Consider the following 15,862-nt stretch of genomic DNA (forward strand, 5'->3'; position numbering starts at 1 on the left):
TTGCCCGGACTGCCCCAACCCAGCGATAAAGCCGCTCGCCTGATCGCCGGCGGAGCGTCTCTGGTCGCAAGCTCAGTGCTGGCCGATGCCGGGATCGAGCATTACCGCGGATCGTTCGAAAACCGCGCGATGGTGCTGCCGTTGGCTGGCTCGGCGTTGTCCATCCTCACCGACACGCGTCTCGCGCTCGGCGCACGTGCGAGCGGAGGGACAGGCGCTCTGGCGATGTCCGTTCACGCGGCAAATGTCGCGATCGGGGCGGCGGGCCTGGGTTTCCACGTGTACAACATACTGAAGCAGCCCGGCGGCTTCACCTTCGGAAACGTCTTCTATCACGCGCCGATCGCCGCCCCGGCAGCCTTGATGGTTGCTGGCACTTTGGGTGCGACGGCACTCGCGCTCGGCAAAGGCGCGAGCCGCCTGGGGCCGGTGCCGCTCGCATCCGGGCGCTCGCTTGCCGGTTTCGCGGCCTTCGCCCTTGCCGGCACCAGCGCGGAAGCCGCCGTGTTTCACTTTCGCGGCGCATACCACAACCCCTTCATGTGGGTTCCGGTGGTCGTGCCGCCGATTGCCGCCCTCGCCCTCGGCAAGGCAGCCGTGACCGGAACAGTCGGCCGGATCACCAACCCCGCCCTTACCGCCACGGCGGTGCTCGGCTTCGCCGGAGCGGCTTTCCACGCGTACGGCGTCTCGCGGAACATGGGCGGCTGGCGGAACTGGCGACAGAATCTGATCGTCGGTCCGCCAATCCCTGCCCCGCCCTCGTTCACCGGAATAGCGATCGCCGGGCTCGGGGCGCTGCTGCTGATGCGGAGGTTCGCTCGTGGCTGATCCCTACCCGACCTACGATGTCCTGGCGAAGCGCGACAGCGCGAGCTGGGACGACACGACTCGCGCCGTCGTGGATCGCCGGCTTTCACTCAAGGTGCCTGAAGGCGTGCTGAGCGACACCCAGCTCGCCACCTTGCGCATGGTGAAAGCGCGGGTGTGCCCCGATCCTGAGGGGAGGCCCCCCACCACGACCCTTGCGATGGTGGTCCAGCGGATCGAGGAGGACTCGACCGAGGGTTTCCGGCATCACGAACTGCCGCGGACGTCCGACGCCTGGCGGCGCGGGCTCGACGCCATCGAAGCGGAGGCGCAGCTCCGCTTCGGCTCACCCTTCGCCGATCTGGACGGGGGGCAGGCCGACGCCGTCCTGCGCTCCATCGAGGACGGCGACGTGCGCGCGCCGGAATGGGAGAGCTTGCCGCCAAGCACCTTCTGGACATGGCGGGTGATACCCGATCTCGTATCCTGCCATTGGTCGCAGCCTTCGCTCTGGAGCGCGATGGGCTTCGGCGGGCCGGCCTCCCCGCGCGGCTACGTCCGCATCGCCGAAAACCGCCGCGATCCGTGGGAAGCGCTGGAGGAAAGAAGCACGTCTCCGACAGGATGGCCACGGCACCATGTCCGCTGAAGCGCAGGCCCCCCGCGCCCTGAATGGACAGGCGCCGGATGTGTTCACGCCCGGCGGCTGGGTTCCCATGCGCGAGTACGGAGAGGAGGAAGTCGATTTCCTGATCGTCGGTACCGGCGCGGGCGGCGGAACCCTCGCCTGCAAGCTCGCCGAAGCCGGTTTTTCCGTCGTGGCGATGGACGCGGGCGCCTACTGGCGCCCGCTGGAGGACTTCGCGTCCGACGAACACGAACAAGGCAAACTCTACTGGAACGATGACAGGATAGTCGACGGCGATAACCCGCTGAAGCTTGGCGCAAACAATTCGGGCAAGGCGGTCGGCGGCTCCACGGTCCATTACATGATGGTTTCGCTGCGCTTCCGCCCTGAATGGTTCAAGAGCCGCAGCAAACTGGGTTATGGCGTCGACTGGCCGCTCGATTGGCGGGAAATGTGGACCTACTACCGGGAAGTGGAGGAGGCGCTGAGCATCTCAGGTCCGGTCACGTACCCGTGGGGTCCGAAGCGCCCGCGCTACCCCTATCGCGCGCATCCGCTGAACGGGCCCGCACGGTATCTCGTGGAAGGCGCGGAGAAACTCGGCATCCAATGGACAGAGACACCCATCGCCACGTTGTCTGCGCCGCGGGGAAAGGCACACCCGTGCGTCTATCGCGGATTCTGCATGGCAGGATGCTCGACCAATGCGAAGCAATCGGCCCTCAACACCTGGCTTCCCCGTGCCCTTTCGGCCGGAGCGGAGATCCGCGATCTTGCCATGGCAGGACGGATCGAGAGTCGGGAAGGCCGCGTCACCGGCGTGCACTACCGGCGCGAGGGGGAATGGCGCTTTCAGAAAGCGAAGAACGTCGTCGTTGCCGGCTACGCGGTCGAGACCCCGCGCCTGCTGCTTAATTCCGCCAGCCCGGAATGTCCCGACGGGCTGGCCAATTCATCCGGTCTGGTGGGCAAGAACCTGATGGTTCACCTCAACCAGTCCGTGTTCGGCCGAACACAGGACGATGCCCGCTTCTACAAGGCGCCGCCGAGCCTCGCGGTAAGCGAACACTGGAATTACGAGGACGCCGGAAAGGACTATCACGGGGGCTGGTGCTACATGCCCCCGGGTCCGCTGGCCGCCAGCTGGGCCAGACTTGTCGCGGGCAAGGGACTCTGGGGACAGGACCTGCTCGATGAAATGCATCGCTACAATAATGCGGTCGGGCTCAAGATGGTGGGCGAGGTTCTTCCGTATGAGCGCAACCAGGTGACGCTTACCGACCAAGCGGACGAGTACGGCCTTCCCGTACCGCGGATCACGTTTTCCTATGGTGAGAACGAGCAGGCGATGATCCGGCACGCGCTCGGTTTCATGGACCAGGCGCTGGATGTGGTGGGGATCACGGACCGGTGGCAGAACCCGGATGAGACGGCGCACTTGCTGGGCACCGCCCGCATGGGCTCCGATCCGGCGACGAGCGTGGTCGATGCCGACTGCCGGAGCTGGGACATTCCCAACCTGTGGATTTGCGATGGATCGGTGTTCCCCACCAGCGGCGGCGTCAATCCGTCACTGACGATCCAGGCGATTGCCTGCCGAACCGGGGATCGGATCGCCGAACTCGCCCGTCGCGGAGAACTCTAGGACAAGGTCTCCGCGCGGCCGATCGGGAAGATCACCTCGACCCTGAGGCCTGGCTGGTTATCTCCGAGCCGAAGCGTGGCGCGGTGCACGCGCGCGGCGGCCGCGACGATGCTGAGACCCAGACCGCTGCCGGGTTCGGAACGGCTGGCGTCGAGCCGGGCGAAACGCTGCAATGCGATCTCCCGCTGGGCCTCGGGTATGCCCGGCCCTTCGTCGGTTACCACGAACCGCGCGGCTTCCGCGGTCCGGTGCAGCTCTACCCGGACCACCCCGCCCGGCGGCGTGTACTTGATGGCGTTGTCGATCAGATTGGTCGCCGTCTGCGCCAGCAGGGCCCGCGCGCCGGAGAGCCGAACCGGCGCAAGATCGGTTTCCAGCCGCACGCCCCGCTCTTCCGCCACAGGCTCGAACAACTCGGCGGCCTCAGCGACCAGGGCATCGAACTGCACCGGCACGAAGCTCGCCGCCGCCGTCGCCTCCGCACGAGCCAGGCCGAGCACGTCCGCGATCAGCCGCAGGATGGACTCGATATCCTCGCGGCTTTCGGCCATCGCGGTGCGGAGCCGCTGCTCATCGCTCGCCTGAAGCTCCGCCAGGTCCAAGCGGGCGCGGATGCGTGTGAGCGGTGTCTTGAGGTCGTGCGCCAGTCCTTCGGTCGCGGCTCGCAGGGAGCCGACCAGCCGCTCGGTTTCCGCGAACGTGCGGTTGATCGTTTCGCCCAGCCGATCGTACTCGTCGCCGCGTCCCGAGACGGGCAGCCGCTCCGCCAGATTGCCGCGCAGGAAACGCTCGCCCGCGCTGGAAGCCTGATCCACGAACGCAAGCCCGCGCCGGCTATACCAGAAGCCGAGCGCCAGCCCGAGAGCGCCGGTTGCCAGCAAGGACCACACGAGGGCCGATAGATAGCGCTCCTGAAGGGCTTTCTGCTCATCGGACAAGTTGCCGACCAGCAGGCGAAAGCCGCCCGGCAGGATGACGGCGCGCGCTTCGACGCTGCGTTCACGCCAGCCGGTACCCGTGCTGGCGACTTGCGTGCTGAAGCTGTGATAGCCGGACCGGTCGATCTCCTCGGGCCATCCGGCGAGGTTGCCGACCAGCGGCTCTCCTCCGGGGCTGGCGAGAAGATAAAAGAACTCGTTGATGCGGGGCAAGCTCTCCGCGCGGCGGATCGCGCCGGCGACGCCGCCGATCCCTGCCGCCTGATACCGGGCGAGCAGGCTTGCCGCCTCGTCGTCCACCAGCGCTCGCGTGCGTTCCTGCAGCAGCCGGGTTGTCTGGACATACTGCACCGTCAAGGCAACGCTGGTGGTCAGAAGCGCGATGAGCGTGATCCACAAGGCGCCGCGCAAGGCTGCGCTGCCTGCGATCGCGCTCCGTTCAATCGGCATCGAGGCGGTATCCCGCGCCGCGGATCGTGCTGATCAGGCTCGGCTCCTCCGGAGCGTCGATCTTGCCCCGCAATCGGCTGACATGGACGTCGATGACATTGGTGCCCGGGTTGAAGCTGTAATCCCAGATCGCCTCGGTCAGCATGGTGCGCGTCACCACCTGCCCGGCGTGGCGCATCAGATACTCCAGAAGCTGGAATTCCTTGTTGTGCAGTTCGATCCGGCGGCCCTTGCGCGAAGCGGTGCGGCCGAGAAGGTCGAGTGTGAGGCTGCCGACCTGAAGCTGCGTCCTGGGCGCGGTGTCGCCGCCCCGGCGCCGGACGATGGCTTCCAGCCGCGCGAACAATTCCTGAAAGGAAAAAGGCTTGGCGAGGTAATCGTCGCCACCGGCGCGCAGCCCTTCGACCTTGTGATCGACCTCGCTCAGCGCCGAAAGCACCAGGACCGGCGTGCGGTTTCCCTGCGCCCGCAGCGCCGTAAGCACCGCCAAACCATCCAGCTGGGGAAGATTGCGGTCAAGGATGATGGCATCATGGCCGCCGCTCAGGGCGGCCGTCAGCCCGTCCACTCCGTTGGCAACATGGTCGCAGGAATGGCCAAGCTCCCCCAGGCCGCGCTTCAGGTAATCGGCGGTCTGTTCGTCATCTTCCACCAGCAGAAGCTTCAATGCCTCCTCCCCTGCGTCTCACAGACCCTGACGAGCATCGGAGGAGGCAGTTCCCGGCGGACCGAATCAGGCAGCGTCGGTCCCGATCCGCAGCCGGGCGTTGAGGCGCCGCCCGTCGCGCAGGACTTCCATTTGCACGGTGCTGCCGACTGCGGCATCGGCCACGGCGCGCGCGAGATCGGTTCCGTCCTCGATTGCCTTGCCGTCGAACCGCCGGATCACGTCGCCCGGCCGAACGCCCGAGAGCGCGGCGGGACCATCCCGCTCCACTTCGGCGATCAAGGCGCCCTCGGCTTCAGTAAGGCCAAGGCTGGCCGCCACATCCAGCGTCACGTCCTGCAGCGCTACGCCGATCCGTCCGCGCGCGATGCTGCCGTGCTCGGCAAGCTGCATCGCCACCTCGTGCGCGAGGCGCGCGGGGATGGCGAAGCCGATGCCAACATTGCCGCCCGATGGTGAGAAGATCGCGGTGTTCACCCCCACGACCCGGCCGTTCGCATCGAACAGCGGCCCGCCGGAATTGCCCGAATTGATTGCGGCATCGACTTGCAGGAAATCGTCATACGGCCCCGCGCCGAGTTCGCGGCTGCGCGCCGAGACGATCCCGGACGTCACCGTGTTTCCAAGGCCGAAGGGGCTCCCGACGGCGAAAACGCTGTCACCCACGCGAATGCGATCGCTGTCGCCCCAGCGCACGGCCGGAAAGGCGCCGCCCCCCTCGATCCGCACGACCGCCACGTCGGTCTTCGGGTCGCGGCCGAGCACCCGGCCCGACAGCTCGCGCCCGTCGCTGAGCTGGACCGACACCACGCTTGCGTCCGCGACCACGTGGTTGTTGGTGACGACAAGCCCGCTCGCGTCGATGATGAAGCCAGAGCCGAGCGACGCGCGCTGATGAGGCTGCCGCTCGGGCATGGGAGAGCCGAAGAATCGGCGCATCCGTTCATCGCGGGAGAAGGCCCCGCCCATCCGCTGCGCCTGGTGTTCCGGCTTCACCTGAATCTGTACGACGCTCGCCCCCACGGCCTCAACCATGTCGGCGAGCGAGGCGTGCGTGCCGGCCTGCGGGACTGCCGCCGCCTGAGGGGCGATCACCGCAGGGACGCTGTATTGTTCGTTCTCGAAAGCGGCCGCGCCGGTCGCGCCCATTACAGCCGCACCCCCGACCAGAACGGCAGCCATTGCCGGGGTCAGGGAAAGTTTTCGCTTGGAAGCCATGTGTGTCCCGTGTTCTCGAATTGATCTTTTCTGGCCCCTATCTGGCGCATGGCCATCACGGCGTCATTGTCCGACGGTTAAATCGATTTAACGAAAGGCCGTTCGGCACGCGGGCGCCCGGCAATACCTGCCCCGGCTGCCCTCGGAACGAGGCCGAAGGCGCCGCGTTGCCATCCCATGCAGCCGATTCTGTCGAAAACCGCTTCCCCTGTCGACGAACGAGGGGTTGGGAACCCTGCAAGCCAAGCCAGCCTGGCGGATGGGCCGCCCTGGGACATGGTGATCCAGAACGGGCCCGTCATGGTGACGGCAATCCATGCAGGGCACACGATCCGCCGCTCGCTACAACCCTGGCTGACGATTTCCGAACAGGAGCGGTTGCGGGAAGAAGACCCGCTGACCGATTTCTTCCTTCCGGCAGGCGACACGATCGTTCGCGCCAACCGGTCGCGTTTCGAATTCGATCTCAACCGCCCACCTGAAAAGGCGGTCACCGTCGATCCGCAGGACACCTGGGGTCTCAAGATATGGGACCCGGACCTGCCGGAACAGGAAATCGAACGCTCGCTCGCGCTCCACGCGCAGTTCTATCGCCTGATAGCGGAAAGGGTGGAAGCGATGATCGCCGAGCACGGCCGCATCCTCGTGCTCGACCTCCACAGCTACAATCACCGGCGCGATGGCCCCGAAGCTTCCCCCGCCTTGCAAAGCGAGAACCCCGATATTGATCTCGGTGCCACGACCCTGAACAAGGACGTGTATGGAAACCTGCTCGAGGGGTTCAAGGCGGGCCTCCAGTCGCGCCAGGTTCGCGGGCGGACCCCGGACGTCCAGGTCAATGTCCGCTGGGAAGATGGCGGCAACTTCCCGGAATGGCTGCACGCCACCTACGGCGACGCGGCCTGCGTGCTGACGCTGGAATTCAAGAAGATTTTCATGGATGAATGGGGGTGCGGCGCCGACATCCTTGCGCTGCAGGAACTGCGCGACGGCTTCCTTGCCGCCGTTCGCGAGGGTCGGGAGAGCCTGGCCCGCGTGGCCCCGGCATGAGCAACCGAGCCACAGCGCCGCAAGCATCCGCGTCACGCCTCTGCGCCGCTGCGATCGAGGTGGATCGCAATCTGGCGCGGATGGACCGCAAGGTGGACTGGCTCACCCGCCTGACGCCCACCAACGTCGATGAGATCTGGGCGGGTTTCCAGGCGTCCGGTTTTCGCGAGATGCCCGACAGCCAGTTCGGCGAAGGCCTGATCAACGACGCGCCGGGTTTGCGGGAAGAGCTTTTCGCGCTCCCCGTCCGGGAGATCGAAAACCCGCTGATCCAGGCTCTCCTGCTGGAAAAGCAGCGCGAGATTGACCGGCAGATCGAATTGGTCCGCATGCGCGGGCTGGACGGGTTCATCATCGCGAGCATCGATTTGTTCGGGCATGTCAGCGAACAGCTGCTGCAGACCGCGCGCGACTTGCTGGAAACCGTGCCGATCCTCCCTCCCGACCCCAAGGACGTCGGCAGCGACGCCATCTGTGAAGCCGCGCGGCAGACCGTGGCCGGATACCGCAAGCGGCATCCTGATTTCTCATGTGAGGTGATCGTCGATCCCACTCCCGGGACGTCCCTGTACATGGCGATGGGCAATTTCCACGTCGCCTTCGATTTCCGTACCGCCCACAGCCGGGTTGCGCCGCTGATCGAACATGAGATCGGCACGCATGCGGTCACCCGGTACAACGGGAGCCGCCAGCCCTTGCACACGCTGGCAGGAGGACTGGCCGACTACGACGTTCTGCAGGAAGGACTAGCGGTTCTGGCCGAATATCTTGCCGGCTATCTTCCCGCGAGCCGCCTGCGCACGCTGGCCGGCCGCGTGGTCGCGGTTCACATGGCGGTGCAGGAAAGCAAGGGGGCCGATATCTACGCCTGCCTGGTGGAAGAATGCAGGCTCGACAGTGCGACCGCGTTCGACACGGCAGTACGGGCAAAGCGCGGCGGCGGGCTGACCAAGGATGCGCTTTACCTGAAAGGGCTGGCCGAACTGCTCGCTTACCTGAGCCATGATGGCGATCTGCAAATCCTGTTTCTCGGCAAGTTTGCGCTGAAGCAGTTGCACAGCCTAGAACGGCTTATCCAGGACGGCATTCTGCATCCGCCGGAAATCATCCCGTCCTATCTTCAAGATCACGCGGCCGCCGAGCGGCTGGCGCGGGCGCGCACGCTATCTCTCGAAGCGCTCTACCAAGAAAGTCCCGAGACATGACGAACCCCCGGATCAAGATCGCCTTCGTCGTGAACGACGTCGCCACCGAAAAGGACAATTACACGACGATCCGCCTTGCCCGAAAGGCAGTGGCGCGCGGCCACGAAGTCGCGCTGATCGGTCTCGGCGACTTCATCTACGATTGGCGCGACGGTATCTGCGCCATGGCGACGCGGAGCAAAGTTGCCGAGTTCGACGACGACAAGACCTATCTCGTCCACTTGCAGGACCCAGAGATGGAGCGGTCGCGGATACGCCTGGCGGAATACGACATCCTGATGTTGCGCAGCGATCCGGCCGAAGAACTGGTAACGCGCAGCTGGGCTCCGTCGTCCAGCCTGCTCTTCGCGCAGCTTGCCTCGCTGAACGACACCATCGTGCTGAACGATCCCAAGCATCTGACCGACGCGGTGAACAAGACATACTTCCAGGGCTTTCCCGAGGCCGTTCGCGCCGAAACGACGATCACGCGGGAACCGGCCGAAGTTGCGCGCTTTCTCGATGCCCATGACGGCAAGGGAGTCATCAAGCCGCTGCAGGGATCGGGCGGGCAAGGCGTGTTCATCATCAGCGAAAAGAACCGCGAGAACCTCAACCAGATCGTGGAAGCCGTGACCCGGGATGGGTACGCCATCGTCCAGGAGTATCTCCCGGCCGCCAAGCAGGGCGACCTGCGCATGATCACCCTGAACGGCAGGCCCTTGCAGGTGGACGGCACCTACGCCTGCCTCCACCGCTTCAGCCAGACCGAAGACCATCGCTCCAACATTTCGGCAGGCGGCGGGGTGGAGATGGTTTCGCCGGACCCGACCGCCTTGCGCATCGCGGAAATCGTCGGCCCGAAGCTGATCGACGACGGCATGTACTTTACCGGCCTGGATATCGCCGGCGACAAGATGATGGAGGTGAACGTCGATACGCCGGGCGGGATCAACTACATGGAAGATCTCAGCGGCGTGAATTTCTCTGGCGCGATCATCGACGATCTGGAGCGCAAGGTCCGCTTGCAGAGGCAGTATGGCGGCACCCTCAGCAACCGCCAGCTTGCGGTGATCTAGGCCCCTCGCGCATTGCGGCGGTTTCGCTCGCCATGACGTTGCAGCCTGGCTGAGCGGGGACCAAATGCCGGGTTCGTCACCTCTGTCAGCCCTATCTCCCTGCGAAAGCTCGGATCTCTGCGGTGCCTGACCGGAAGATTCGGCCGGCCGAAGCCGGCACGAACCTGAGCACCCTGTTCTCCCGCTTACTTCGCGGCGGAATCGAACACCTTCTCTCCGTCGATGTAGGTCATCACGACCTGGGTGTTGTGCACATCGGTGATCGGGATGGTGAAGATGTTGCGATCGAGCACGATGAAGTCTGCCAACTTGCCCTGCTCCAGAGTGCCGGTTGCGTGATCGAAATTCATTTGCCTAGCGGACTGGCGCGTAAATACGTCGATCGCTTGTTCCAGCGTGATCCGTTCCTGCGCGCCGAGCACTTCGCCGCCGCCACCGGGCACCTGCCGGGTGACTAGCGTTTCGATAGCTATCCACGGGTTCACCGTGGGCACTACGTTCCAGTCAGACCCCGGCACGACCAAGGCGCCCGCGTCGAGCGCGTCCTTGATCGGAATCCAGCGCTTCATTCGCTCTTCACCCACTGCCTTGCGAATGTCTGCGATGATCGGTGAAGTGTACCAAATGTATGGTGAGAACTCGAACGCGGCACCGATCCGGGCGCCGCGCTGCAGGTCTTCCATCTGGACGAAGCTATTGTGCCCGACGTTATGCAGCGCCCCGCCAACACCGTTCTGCTGGCGAGCGTGTTCGATGGCGTTTAATCCGGCGCGTACAGCTCCATCGCCGGCAGCGTGAAACTTGACTGTGAGCCCATCGCGATCAAGCCGGGCTACTTGTTCATTCAGCTGGTCCTGCTGAATCAGCAGCAGTCCACGCTCCCGGATGGAATCGACTTCATGCGCCCCATGCATCGGCTGGTAGGGATCGACCATTGCCGCCGTATGCCCATCGGTCGGCACGCCATCCAGCACGAGCTTGACGCAGGAGGGAGAGAAACGGTCCCGCGCATAGAGCATGCGCTGGGCGACAAGTTCTTCGTCCGACCCCCACAGGCACCCCCGCGCCCGCTGCTTCAGTTCCCCGGCATCCGCCAGCGAGGCGTAAGCCTCCGCGGTCGCCCGGAAGACGCCGGCATCGTCGAACGCGGTGATCCCGTAGGATAGCATGTCGTCGAGCGCCCACTTCAGCGCAGCCCGGAGCCGCTCCTCCGATGGAGCAGGAACATGGACGGACACGAGGCCGCTCGCGCTTTCGCGCAGGATGCCGGTCGGCTCGCCGCCAGCGGCCCGTTCGATGATGCCGCCTTCCGGATCGGGTGTGTTCGCGTTGACACCGGCAATCCGCAGCGCCATCGAATTGGCCCATGCGCTGTGGCCGGAAATGTCGCGCAGCAGCACCGGATTGTTCGGCGAGACCCGGTCGAGCAGTTCCTTCGTCGGCGGGGTGTTTCCGAAACTGTCGTTCTGATAACCCCCGCCGTCGATCCATTCGCCCGGTGGCGCCTTGGCCACGCAGCCGGCGATGAAGTCCAGACTCTGTTGCGCGTTCGATCCTTGCGGAACCATGCAGCGGAACTGCGCCAGCCCGCCGCCGGAAGGGTGCACGTGCATATCGTGCAGCCCCGGAATGACGAGCTTCCCATCGAGATCGAGCGTCTGCGTAGAGGCTCCACGATGGGCTTCTACCGCCTGTGCATCACCAATGGCGATGATTGCGCCATGCGAAATCGCCATCGATGTCGCCCAGCCGCCTGGCGTGTAGATCGTCGCATCCTCGACGATCAGGTCGGCTTTCGGAAGCTCGAATTCCGGCGCGGCCGTGAACTGCGCATGTGCGGGGACGGCGGCGACCAGGGCCAGTGCAGCCGTAGCGAAAAGCGTTTTTCTCATGACGTCTCCAGGAAAGACTGGCCAGCCCCGGAACATCCCGGTGGCGGCGGATTGCGAACGGGCGGCGAGCGCAGGCATCACGCCTGCACCGGTACGGCCTCCCTGCGAACGAGAAGCGGCCAGGCGAATAGTGCGAGCGAGAGGATCATCGCGGCAATGCTGAGGATTTTGACCGGCTCGAAGCTGTCCGCTCCGCCCAGGAGCTCACTGGCGGCCAGCGGACCAAAGGCGAGGCCAATCATCTGTGAAGCGATTGCGGTCGACATCAGGCGACCGGACGGCGTGAGGCTGGCGGCCAGCCCGAGGATGAACGGCAGGGCAAAGTTCCACAGCGTGTTGAAGGCGATCAGCGTTACCAGGAACGCGCCATAGCCGGGCGTGCCCAGCGTCAGAGCCAGCGCCGCAGCGCCGCCTACGGTGCCGACCACTATCGGCCAGAACCGGGAAATACGTTCCGACCACCAGACAGCGCCAAGCGCGCCCCCCACCGCGGTGAACTGGCAGATCAGCAGCCCATTGGCGATCGGCTGTTCGGCAATCCCGGCATCGATTCCGATCAGGAACAGATTGGCCCAGGCCACGCCGATCGAGACATTGTAGACGAGAACACCGGCAAGGACGAACACGATCGTCGTCGTCGATGCCCTTCCGAACCCGTCTCCGGAGGCATCGTGTGCCACGTCGCCAGCCCTGCCGGTAACATCCGGCAGGTACCAGGCCACCGCGCTTGCCGCGAGGCTGGCGATGGCCCAGCTGTAAAATACCGTTCCCAGTCCGAAGCTGTCCAGGATGCTGGGCATTGCCCAGAGGCCCAGCGCTCCGTACGTCAGCAGCAGCACGAGGTAGAGCCCCATGTTGCGTTCCGGCTGCGATGAAGAACCCACCACCGAGAAGCTGATCGAGATGATGAAGCCGGATCCGAAGCCCGCTACCATGCGCGCGAGGGGGAGAAGGTCCCCGCCCGCGGCCATGCCGGAAAGGACATAGCCCAAGGCTGCAACCAGCAATGCGGCGACCGTCTGCGTGCGCCAGGAAAGCCGCGGACCGATGAGCGCTGCCAGCACCGTTCCGACGGCGATCCCGAGCATTTCCATGAACGCCATCTCGTTCGCGGACGCTTCGCTGAGGCCGTATTGAGTGACGAAGCCCTGCACCAGCCCCGGCTGGACGATGAAGCTCAGGACCCCGATCGTACCGAGGATGATCGCGGCACCCACCCCCTGATCCGTCCGGTGCTCCATGCTACCCCCTTCCCCCGCGGCGACAGCGCCAGGAGTGCAGAACCTATAAGCGCGACCTGCCGAGGCTTGGCCGAACCGGCCATAACCGCCTTTGTCCTGTGCGGCCGGTTACTCGCGGCATTCGAAGCTATCGGCGCTGGCGGGGTCGCCACCGACGTAGCGAGCGACCTTGGGGTGGGGGCACAGCGGGCGGGAAATGCCGGGGATGGAGCGGCTTGTGGCCCTGATCCGGTCAGGGGCCTCACCTCTTTCGACCCAGGCCTGGATCGCGTCGAGCATGTCGAACTCGTCCGTCGCCTCGCCGCCGCGGCAGTGGGTCATGCCCGGTATCAGGAACAGCCGCACGGAATCGCGCACGCTCTCCCCGTTGACGTCCACCACCTGATCGTACCAGTCAACCAGTTCGCTTGAGGCCATGCCCTGATCGGAAAGGCCGTTGTAGACGATCATCTTCCCGCGGCTGGCGAACGTGTTGAGGAACGGCGAATCCGCATCGCCCAGGGCAGCGGTGTGCCGCACCCGCTCCAGCACATCATCCCAGTCCACCGGCCCCTTCGGATCGAAACCCGGTTCGGGCGGAGTAAGCTGGTAAAGGGAGAATTGCCCGAGGCCCAAGGTGGCATCGGCCGCATCGGATTGGCCGCTCGTCGATCTGCCAAGCCGCATGCCGCGCCAGGCATCCGAAGCGATGCCTGTGTCGTAGTTGAACGGACCATAGATGGATGTTCCGTCACGGGTGCGCGGCCCTTCATGCATGGCGCGCAACGCACCGACCTGATCGTTGCTGAGGCAGGACGCAGTCTTGCCGCCCTTGCACGTGAGCACGCCCGGGTCGAAGCCGCACGCCTGCCAGTCATGGATCAGGCCATCCTTCAGCCCGTCGAGCGCATCGCACTGCTTGAGCACGCCGCCCCTCACCAACTGCAAGTCGGCGTCGGAGAAAACTTGAGAAATGATTGGCTGGCCGCTTTCGTCCCGCGGCGCGATTTTCGCCAGGACGTTCTGATTCCACATCTCGTCGATCGCGATGCGGGAAAAGCGCAGCGAGGGATCGCCTGACACGATCCCGTCGAAATGGAGCGGCAAGCGCTGGGAAGCGATGAGACCTTGCCGACCGCCGTTTGAGCAGCCCAGCATATAGGAATACTCGGGCTTCGACCCGTAGAAGGCCCGGACCAGTTCCTTGCCCAGCAGCGTCGTCTTGTCGAGCGCGTTGTAGGCGTAATCGATCCGCGCCTGCTGATCCGTGCCGAAAGAAGCGTCGGTGAAGAAGCCGCTGTGTCCGCCGTTGGTGGAAATGACGGCAAAGCCGCGGGTCAGTGCGGGCGGATTGACCGTGGCGTCGATATCGCCGATCGCCGGCATCAGCCAGCCGTCCATCCCTGCTCCGCCATGGAAGGCGAAACGGCCGTTCCAGTCCAGCGGCAGGCGCATGTCGAAACCGATTCCGAATTCACGCCCATCTGCACCGGTGCGCTGGTTGATGACGCCCTGCACGAGGCAATGAGCCGGGACGATGGGCCGCGACGGGTCGACCCTGCCGCTTCCGTCCTCGGCCAGAACTCGCCCTTCGGGTGTCAGCCGGGCCGTCGTGACGTTCACGCCCCAGCCGCTATAGCTCGCCAGCGCGGTGCACCGCTGTTCTGCGTCGACGATCGCGCCAGCGACGGCTGCACGGCTGTCTGTCAGCGTGGCGTGGCTGGCGCATCCCGCCAACGTCGCGGCCAGCAGCGCAATCGCGCCGCGTCTGTTACCCCGAACCGCGTGCCACATTCCCATGACCACCTCTGCCCCTGTCTTGCCCGCGCCACTCTTCCCAGCGTCCCGTCTGCCGTGCGGCAGCATCACAACGACACCACGATTTCCGGTGCCATGCGGAACTCCCAGCCCCGGAAGGACGGATTGCGCCCGTCGACCAACCTGATGTCGGGACAGGCGGCAAACAGCACGTCCAACGTGATTTCCATCAGCGCGACCGAAAACCAGCGTCCCGCGCAGAAGTGATTGCCGAACCCGAACGCTGCATGGGAGCCCTCTTCGCGGAATATGTCGAACCGGTCGGGATCCGCAAAGCGGGTTTCGTCCCGATTGGCCGAAGCCAGGATCGCGGCGATCGGAGTGCCCTTCGCGAGGGTCACTCCGCCGATTTCCACATCTTCCAGCGCCGTGCGCAGCTGCGTGCCGATCGGCGCGACCCAGCGAAGTCCTTCGTTGACGGCGCTCCGCAGCATCTCCGGCCCGCCATCCTTCACGGCTTCATACTGCCGGCGGTCCTGCATCAACCCTACGAACACGGTGCCCGCTCCGTGTCCCGGCTCCTGCATCCCGCCAAGCAGAGTCACCTTCACACTCGGCAGGATCCGTTCGACAGGGCGGCATTGCCCTTCGGGCATGGCGAAGTGCAACATGTGTGAAAGCGGAGTGTCTTGCGGGGCATCTGCCAGATCGCGCAGCAACGGCACCAGTTCGGCCTCAAGCTCAGCGCAGGTTTGGAGACAGGCTGCATGCCTGCGGGGATCGTTCTCGTAGTTGATCGCTCCTTGCGATAGCCCATGGAACCAGCGCAGCAGCGTTGCAGCAGGAACGCTGCCAAGCCCAAGCGTCTCCGCCAGCGCCAGAGCGGACACGGGTTCGAAGTACCGGGCCATCAGGTTGACTGGTTCGCCGCGCGGCAATTCGTCCAGCACCCGCTCCGCGATGGGCCGGGCGAGCGCATCGATATAGCCGCTTACTTCACGGGCCCTGTAGCGGGCCTCCAGCCCGCCGCGCAGTTCCCTGTGTACGGCACCTTCGCAGGTAAGGATCGTCGGGCTTCCGAACGATCGTTCGACCGGGGAGTCCGCCGCCTCGGCTGTGAAGAGCCGCGGCGATTTGACGATAGTTTCCACATCGGCCCAGCGGGTCGCGAACCACACGTTCGCCGCGGGTACGGGCGTGATCGGCGCTTCGCGCCGCAGTCGGGCATATATCGGATAGGGATCGCGCTCCAGCGCTTCGATCGTGATCGATTCTGCGAACTCGAGCGTCCGGGTCATCAGCGCGATCCCTGCCTTTCCTTCC

13 protein-coding genes are annotated in these 15,862 nt (G+C 65.1%); 6 read left to right on the top strand and 7 right to left on the bottom strand.

The window, feature by feature from the left end:
• From ELY13_RS10070 to ELY13_RS10080, 3 genes are read left to right on the top strand one after another with little or no spacing between them, the layout of a single operon-like run.
• Positions 1-831 carry a hypothetical protein gene (locus ELY13_RS10070; protein WP_126173785.1) on the top strand — a complete coding sequence of 277 codons (831 nt, stop codon included), beginning with the start codon at positions 1-3 and terminating at the stop codon, positions 829-831.
• Positions 824-1,459 (top strand): gluconate 2-dehydrogenase subunit 3 family protein, encoded by a 636-nt coding sequence (locus tag ELY13_RS10075; RefSeq protein WP_126173786.1) that lies wholly within the window; start codon positions 824-826, stop codon positions 1,457-1,459. Before ELY13_RS10070 ends, ELY13_RS10075 begins: the two co-directional genes overlap by 8 nt.
• Positions 1,449-3,083, top strand: a complete 1,635-nt coding sequence (locus ELY13_RS10080; protein ID WP_126173787.1) for a GMC family oxidoreductase — start codon at positions 1,449-1,451, stop codon at positions 3,081-3,083. Before ELY13_RS10075 ends, ELY13_RS10080 begins: the two co-directional genes overlap by 11 nt.
• On the opposite strand, the gene ELY13_RS10085 is transcribed toward ELY13_RS10080, so the two are convergent.
• The 3 genes from ELY13_RS10085 to ELY13_RS10095 all read right to left on the bottom strand — a co-directional run bounded on the left by ELY13_RS10085 (position 3,080) and on the right by ELY13_RS10095 (position 6,320).
• On the bottom strand, positions 3,080-4,471 hold the full coding sequence (locus ELY13_RS10085) for a sensor histidine kinase (protein ID WP_126173788.1): 1,392 nt from the start codon (positions 4,469-4,471) through the stop codon (positions 3,080-3,082). The two genes, ELY13_RS10080 and ELY13_RS10085, sit on opposite strands and share 4 nt — an antisense overlap.
• On the bottom strand, positions 4,461-5,138 hold the full coding sequence (locus ELY13_RS10090) for a winged helix-turn-helix domain-containing protein (protein ID WP_126173789.1): 678 nt from the start codon (positions 5,136-5,138) through the stop codon (positions 4,461-4,463). The genes ELY13_RS10085 and ELY13_RS10090 overlap by 11 nt, the downstream gene beginning before the upstream one ends.
• A 66-nt stretch (positions 5,139-5,204) precedes the next feature.
• Positions 5,205-6,320, bottom strand: a complete 1,116-nt coding sequence (locus ELY13_RS10095; RefSeq protein WP_164549767.1) for a trypsin-like peptidase domain-containing protein — start codon at positions 6,318-6,320, stop codon at positions 5,205-5,207.
• Between the two features lie 312 nt (positions 6,321-6,632).
• Here ELY13_RS10095 and ELY13_RS10100 point away from each other — a divergent pair, with 312 nt between their 5' ends.
• The 3 genes from ELY13_RS10100 to ELY13_RS10110 are packed head-to-tail and all read left to right on the top strand — an operon-like array spanning position 6,633 to position 9,669.
• Positions 6,633-7,406, top strand: a complete 774-nt coding sequence (locus ELY13_RS10100) for an N-formylglutamate amidohydrolase (RefSeq protein WP_206436027.1) — start codon at positions 6,633-6,635, stop codon at positions 7,404-7,406.
• Positions 7,403-8,611 (top strand): tyrosine/phenylalanine carboxypeptidase domain-containing protein, encoded by a 1,209-nt coding sequence (locus ELY13_RS10105; protein WP_164549768.1) that lies wholly within the window; start codon positions 7,403-7,405, stop codon positions 8,609-8,611. Before ELY13_RS10100 ends, ELY13_RS10105 begins: the two co-directional genes overlap by 4 nt.
• A complete protein-coding gene (locus ELY13_RS10110) occupies positions 8,608-9,669 on the top strand; it encodes an ATP-grasp domain-containing protein (protein WP_241233634.1) in 1,062 nt (353 codons plus the stop codon). Before ELY13_RS10105 ends, ELY13_RS10110 begins: the two co-directional genes overlap by 4 nt.
• Before the next feature lie 185 nt (positions 9,670-9,854).
• Here the strand turns inward: ELY13_RS10110 and ELY13_RS10115 are convergent, their stop codons facing one another.
• The 4 genes from ELY13_RS10115 to ELY13_RS10130 all read right to left on the bottom strand — a co-directional run bounded on the left by ELY13_RS10115 (position 9,855) and on the right by ELY13_RS10130 (position 15,837).
• Entirely contained in the window at positions 9,855-11,561 is a 1,707-nt protein-coding gene (locus ELY13_RS10115) for an amidohydrolase (RefSeq protein WP_126173793.1), read from the bottom strand.
• A 77-nt stretch (positions 11,562-11,638) separates the two neighbouring features.
• Positions 11,639-12,802 carry an MFS transporter gene (locus ELY13_RS10120; RefSeq protein WP_126173794.1) on the bottom strand — a complete coding sequence of 388 codons (1,164 nt, stop codon included), beginning with the start codon at positions 12,800-12,802 and terminating at the stop codon, positions 11,639-11,641.
• 108 nt (positions 12,803-12,910) lie between these two features.
• A complete protein-coding gene (locus ELY13_RS10125; RefSeq protein ID WP_241233638.1) occupies positions 12,911-14,581 on the bottom strand; it encodes a tannase/feruloyl esterase family alpha/beta hydrolase in 1,671 nt (556 codons plus the stop codon).
• A 65-nt stretch (positions 14,582-14,646) separates the two neighbouring features.
• Positions 14,647-15,837, bottom strand: a complete 1,191-nt coding sequence (locus tag ELY13_RS10130) for a cytochrome P450 (protein ID WP_126173796.1) — start codon at positions 15,835-15,837, stop codon at positions 14,647-14,649.
• Positions 15,838-15,862 lie beyond the last annotated feature (25 nt).

Source organism: Altericroceibacterium xinjiangense, assembly GCF_003958635.1.
In the GTDB taxonomy this organism is placed as follows: domain Bacteria; phylum Pseudomonadota; class Alphaproteobacteria; order Sphingomonadales; family Sphingomonadaceae; genus Altericroceibacterium_A; species Altericroceibacterium_A xinjiangense.

Excerpts from the sequence above, each read along its gene's own strand:
- ELY13_RS10080 (WP_126173787.1), top strand. The coding sequence starts at position 1,449 with ATGTCCGCTGAAGCGCAGGCCCCCCGCGCCCTGAATGGACAGGCGCCG.
- ELY13_RS10085 (WP_126173788.1), bottom strand. The coding sequence starts at position 4,471 with ATGCCGATTGAACGGAGCGCGATCGCAGGCAGCGCAGCCTTGCGCGGC.
- ELY13_RS10095 (WP_164549767.1), bottom strand. The coding sequence starts at position 6,320 with ATGGCTGCCGTTCTGGTCGGGGGTGCGGCTGTAATGGGCGCGACCGGC.
- ELY13_RS10100 (WP_206436027.1), top strand. The coding sequence starts at position 6,633 with ATGGTGATCCAGAACGGGCCCGTCATGGTGACGGCAATCCATGCAGGG.
- ELY13_RS10105 (WP_164549768.1), top strand. The coding sequence starts at position 7,403 with ATGAGCAACCGAGCCACAGCGCCGCAAGCATCCGCGTCACGCCTCTGC.
- ELY13_RS10110 (WP_241233634.1), top strand. The coding sequence starts at position 8,608 with ATGACGAACCCCCGGATCAAGATCGCCTTCGTCGTGAACGACGTCGCC.
- ELY13_RS10115 (WP_126173793.1), bottom strand. The coding sequence starts at position 11,561 with ATGAGAAAAACGCTTTTCGCTACGGCTGCACTGGCCCTGGTCGCCGCC.
- ELY13_RS10120 (WP_126173794.1), bottom strand. The coding sequence starts at position 12,802 with ATGGAGCACCGGACGGATCAGGGGGTGGGTGCCGCGATCATCCTCGGT.
- ELY13_RS10125 (WP_241233638.1), bottom strand. The coding sequence starts at position 14,581 with ATGGGAATGTGGCACGCGGTTCGGGGTAACAGACGCGGCGCGATTGCG.
- ELY13_RS10130 (WP_126173796.1), bottom strand. The coding sequence starts at position 15,837 with ATGACCCGGACGCTCGAGTTCGCAGAATCGATCACGATCGAAGCGCTG.